The 4,972-nt window shown below is 73.6% G+C and carries 4 protein-coding genes; 3 read left to right on the top strand and 1 reads right to left on the bottom strand.

Annotated elements, in window-relative coordinates:
* Positions 1-70 precede the first annotated feature (70 nt).
* Both FNH04_RS41170 and FNH04_RS41165 read left to right on the top strand, forming a co-directional pair.
* Positions 71-1,294, top strand: coding sequence for a polysaccharide pyruvyl transferase family protein (locus FNH04_RS41170; protein WP_152791298.1), 1,224 nt, complete (start codon positions 71-73; stop codon positions 1,292-1,294).
* A 54-nt stretch (positions 1,295-1,348) separates the two neighbouring features.
* Complete coding sequence (locus tag FNH04_RS41165) at positions 1,349-2,776, top strand: FAD-dependent oxidoreductase (protein WP_152791297.1); 1,428 nt, start codon at positions 1,349-1,351, stop codon at positions 2,774-2,776.
* Between the two features lie 61 nt (positions 2,777-2,837).
* Here FNH04_RS41165 and FNH04_RS41160 read toward each other — a convergent pair whose 3' ends face one another.
* Positions 2,838-3,503 (bottom strand): dienelactone hydrolase family protein, encoded by a 666-nt coding sequence (locus FNH04_RS41160; RefSeq protein ID WP_152791296.1) that lies wholly within the window; start codon positions 3,501-3,503, stop codon positions 2,838-2,840.
* Between the two features lie 253 nt (positions 3,504-3,756).
* On the opposite strand from FNH04_RS41160, the gene FNH04_RS41155 reads away from it, so the two are divergent.
* Positions 3,757-4,972, top strand: a 1,216-nt coding sequence (locus tag FNH04_RS41155) for an ATP-binding protein (RefSeq protein WP_152791295.1), incomplete at its 3' end; no start/stop codon positions are given.

Here is a 4,972-nt window from a genome sequence, read left to right as displayed (position 1 = left end):
CCCTTCCCCCGACCGACCCGCAGCAGCCTTTCCCCCGACCGACCGACTCCGACATGACAGGAGCGCACGGATGAACATTGCCTCACCGCAGCCCCGCCCCGGCGTGTCGGCCCCGCGCATCGGCGTGCTCGGCTCCTACGGCGGCTTCAACTTCGGCGACGAGTCCATTCTGACCTGTGTGCTGAGCAACCTGCGTGCCCGGCGTCCACAGGCCCGGCTCGTGGTCTTCAGCCGGAACGCCGAGCACACCCGCACCCACCACCGTGACGCCGACGAGGTGGTCGACTGGGAGGGCGTCACCCGCAGCCACGTCCAGGACGCGCTGTCCGGCCTCGACCTGCTGGTGCTCGGTGGCGGCGGCATCCTGTACGACGGTGAGGCGCGCCGCTATCTGCGCCTGGTCCGCGCCGCGCAGGAACGCGGTGTGCGCACGTTCGCGTACGCGGTCGGCGCCGGCCCACTGCGGGAGGCGGACGACCGGGAGGCGGTGCGCGCCGTCCTGGCGCGGATGGACGACGTGGTGGTGCGGGACGAGGAGTCCCGGCTCGTCCTGGAGGAGGTCGGCGTCGAGCGCGAGATCACCGTCACCGCCGATCCCGCGCTGCTGCTGCCGTCGGAGCCGTTCACCGACCGGATGCTGGCCGACGAGGGCCTGCCCACCGGCTCCCGGCTGGTCGGCATGTCGGTGCGGGAGCCCGGCCGCGCGGCCGAGAACCTGGACGAGGGCGGCTACCACGCGCTCCTCGCCGACGTCGCGGACTTCCTGGTCCGGCGCCTGGACGCGCACGTGGTGTTCCTGCCGATGGAGCGCCACGACGTACGGCACGCCCACGCCGTGCTGTCCCACATGTCCGCGCCCGACAAGGGGCGGATCCTGCACGGCATCTACAGTCCGGGACAGCTCCTCGGCTTTATGCGCCATCTGGACCTGGCCGTCGGGATGCGCCTGCACTTCGTGGTCTTCGCGGCGCTCTCCGGGCTGCCGGTGCTGCCGCTGCCGTACTCCGGCAAGGTCTTCGACTTCGCGCGCCGCATCGGCGCTCCGGCGCTGGTGGGCGTGGCCCGCGAGCAGGCCGGACTGCTGCTGGCCGAGGTGGACCGGCTCTGGGACGAGTATCCGCAGCGTCGCGCGGTACTGCAGTCCCGTGTACGGGAGCTGCGCGCGCTCGCCGAGGAGACCGGCGCCCGGTGCGGGGCGCTGCTCGACGACCTCGAGGGCGCCGCGGGCGCACCGTACACGGAGCCGGAGCAGTCGCGGGTGCGTGCGTCAGAGGTCCGCCCGCTGAGCGCGTGACCTGCCCGGAAGCGGAAGGGACCCGTCGAGGGTCCCGCCCGCGGGAGGACCTCGATGCCGATCCTGGAAGAGCCCCGAGAACACCGCACCGTCACCCTGCCCCCGCGGCCCGCCCGCCACGGGGGCCGCACCGACGTGCTGGTGGTCGGTGGCGGCCCCGCCGGATGCGCCGCCGCGGTCGCCGCGGCCGACGCGGGAGCCGACGTCGTGCTCGTCGAGCGCTACGGGTTCCTCGGCGGCAACGCGACCGCGGCGCTGGTCATGCCGCTGATGTCGTTCCACAACGAGCACCGGCAGGCCGCTTTCACCGAGGCCGGGGACGTCACCCGGCTGCTGCCCACCGACCACGGCGAGGGCGAACCGGTGGTCGCGGGCGTCCTGTGGCGGCTGCTGGACCGGCTCGCGGCGCGCGGCGGCTGTATCCCGCCCTCCGTGCAGACCGGGTACACGGTGCCGTTCGACCCGGAGGTCTTCAAACTGGTCCTGCTCGACCTGCTGGACGAGGCGCGGGTGCGGATGCTGTTCCACGCCTTCGCCTCCACCGCGCTGCGGCTCGACGACGGCTGGCGGGTCGCCTTCGAGACCAAGTCCGGCCCGGTGGTGATCGACGCCGGTGTGGTGGTGGACGGTACGGGCGACGGTGACGTCGCGGTCGCGTGCGGGGCGCCGTACGAGATCGGGCGCCCCGAGGACGGACTGGTGCAGCCGATGACGCTGATGTTCCGCGTCGCGGACTTCCTGCCGAAGCGGTTCGCCGAGTACGTACGCGCGCACCCCGACCAGTGGCGCGGCGTGCACGGTCTGTGGGACCTCGTCCAAAAGGCCACGGCCGGCGGCGAGCTGGAGCTGCCGCGCGAGGACGTGCTGTTCTTCGGCACCCCGCATCCGGGCGAGGTCAGCGTCAACTCCACCCGTGTCACCAAGGTGCTGGGCACCAGCGTGTGGGACCTCAGCCGGGCCGAGTTCACGGCACGGCGGCAGCTGGCGCAGATCGACCACTTCCTGCGCACGCACGTGCCCGGCTTCGAGGAGTCGTACGTGGTGCAGAGCGGCACCGGCATCGGCGTGCGGGAGACCCGCCGCGTCCTCGGCGACTACGTGCTGACGGGAGACGACGTCCTGGCCGCCCACACCTTCCCGGACGTGATCGCACACGGCGCCTACCCGGTCGACATCCACAACCCGGAGGGCACCGGCACCCTCCTCAAGCGGGTGCCGCACGGCAGCTTCTACGACATCCCCCTGCGCAGCCTGCTGCCCCGGAGCACCGACCGGCTGCTACTGGCCGGGCGCTGCATCTCCGGTACGCACGTGGCGCACTCCTCGTACCGGGTCATGCCCATCGCCATGGCGACCGGCCAGGCGGCCGGCGTGTGCGCGGCACTCGCCGTCCACGAGGACCGCACCCCGCGGAACGTGCCCCACCCGCTCGTCCAGGAGGAGCTGCTGCGGCAGGGCGCCCACCTGCGGACGGGTGTCTAGTCCTCCGCCAGTCCGCCGCCAGGGCTCCGTCTGCTCCGCCAGGGCTCCGTCGGTTTACGCGCTACTCGGCACCTCCTCGCGAGGAGGTGAGGCGCTCGGCGCACCACCGCCGGGCGGCGACGGCGACCTCTTCCAGCGCCCCGGGCTCCTCGAAGAGGTGGGTCGCCCCCGGCACCACGTGCACGGAGTGCGGGGCACGCAGCCGCCGCGCCGCCTCCTGGTTGAGCCGCAGCACCTGCTCGTCGTCGCCACCGACGATCAGCAGCACCGGCGCCCGTACGGCGTCCAGGGCGTCCTCGGCCAGGTCGGGCCGTCCGCCCCGCGAGACGACGGTCAGCACGCGGTCCGGGCGCTCGGCGGCGGCGACCAGGGCCGCGCCCGCGCCGGTGCTGGCGCCGAAGAGGACGACCGGGAGACCCCGGGTGTCCAGCTGCGTCTCCAGCCAGTCGATCGCGGCCACCAGCCGGCGGCCGAGGAACGGGATGTCGAAGCGGTGCTCTCCCGTCACGGCGTCCTCGCGCTCCTCCTGCTCGCTGAGCAGGTCCAGCAGCAGTGTGCCCAGGCCCGCCATCCGCAGCTCGGCGGCGACCAGCCGGTTGCGCGGGCTGAACCGGGAGCTGCCGCTGCCGTGCGCGAACAGCACGACCGCCCGCGCCCGCTCCGGCACGATGAGGTCGCCCGGAAGCCTCGCGCCGTCGGTGGGTACCAGAACCATCTCGGAGATCATCGGGATCACTTCCTCCCGGGTACTTCGTCCGGGTTTCCCCAGGTTTCCCCCTCGCGTACCCCGGGTGGCTCGTCCCGACCGCACATCGGAGACCGCATACCGCCCGATACCGCCCGCACCTTGCCCCGACCGACAGGTTTCCTTAGCGTTGCGGCACGGTTCCGGGCTTTGCGGCTTGCGGCTGTCGGCTTGCGGCGATCGGCTATCTGATCGCGGCTCGCAGCTCGCAGCTCGCGGAGGGAGGCGAGGGAACATGACCGGCGCGCTCTCCGGTGCGGGCAACCTGCCCGCCGCGCTCACCACCTTCGTGGGCCGACGGCGCGACATCGCGGAGATCCGCCGCCGGCTCGGGGCGGCACGGCTGCTGACGCTCACCGGGGTCGGCGGCGTGGGCAAGACGCGGCTGGCGCTGGAGGCGGCCGCCGCGGCACGGAAGGGCTTCGCCGACGGCGTGTGGCTGGTGGACCTGGCGCCGGTACGGGACCCGTCCGCCGTGGCGGGCGCCACCGCGACCGCGCTCGGCGTGCCCGACCTGGGCGCCCGGCCGGTCCTCGACCAGCTCACCGGGCATCTGGCACGGCGCCGGGCGCTGATCGTGCTGGACAACTGCGAACACCTGGTCGACGCCTGCGCCGAACTGGCCGAGACCCTGCTGTCGGGCGCCCCCGAGCTGCGCGTCCTGGCCACCAGCCGCCGCACCCTGGGCATCGCGGGCGAGCACGTCTTCACCGTGCCGCCGCTGTCGGTACCGGACGAGGCGGTGGAGCTGCTGCTCGACCGGGCCTCGGCGATCCGCCCGGAGTTCCGGGTCACCGGGACGAACCGGGACGCGGTCACCCGGCTGTGCGCCCGGCTGGACGGACTGCCGCTGGCGATCGAGCTGGCCGCGTCCCGGCTGCGGACGCTCACGGTGGAGCAGTTGGCGGACCGCGTGGAGGACCGCTTCGCGCTGCTCACCGGGGGCAGCCGGACCGCTCGCCCGCGCCAGCGCACCCTGCGCGCACTGATCGACTGGAGCTACGAGCTGTGCGGCCCGGCCGAACGGCTGCTGTGGAACCGGCTGTCGGTGTTCGCGGGCGGCTTCGACCTCGACGCGGCCGAGGGCGTCTGCTCCGGCGACGGAGTGCCCCGCCACGAGGTGCTGGACCTCCTCGACCGGCTGGTCGCCCAGTCCGTCGTCCTGACCACCGAGCACGAGGGCACGGCCCGCTACCGGATGCTGGAGACCATCCGCCAGTACGGCCGCGAGCGCCTCGCCGAGTACGGCGCGGACGAGGAACGGCGACTGCTGCGCCGGCACCGCGACCACTTCCTCTCCCTCGCCGAACACCTCGCCGCCGACTGGTACGGCCCCGGCCAGGAGGAGGCCCTCGCCCGCCTGCGCACCGAGCACGGGAATCTCCGGGTGGCGCTGGAGTACGAGTACGGGAGTCAGGGGGCGGGGACCGACGGGACCGGAGGTGACCGGG

Source organism: Streptomyces phyllanthi, assembly GCF_009377205.1.
Classification (GTDB): domain Bacteria; phylum Actinomycetota; class Actinomycetes; order Streptomycetales; family Streptomycetaceae; genus Streptomyces; species Streptomyces phyllanthi.
Note: the sequence above shows the minus strand (reverse complement) of the source record. Positions and strands in the feature narration are given on the sequence as shown.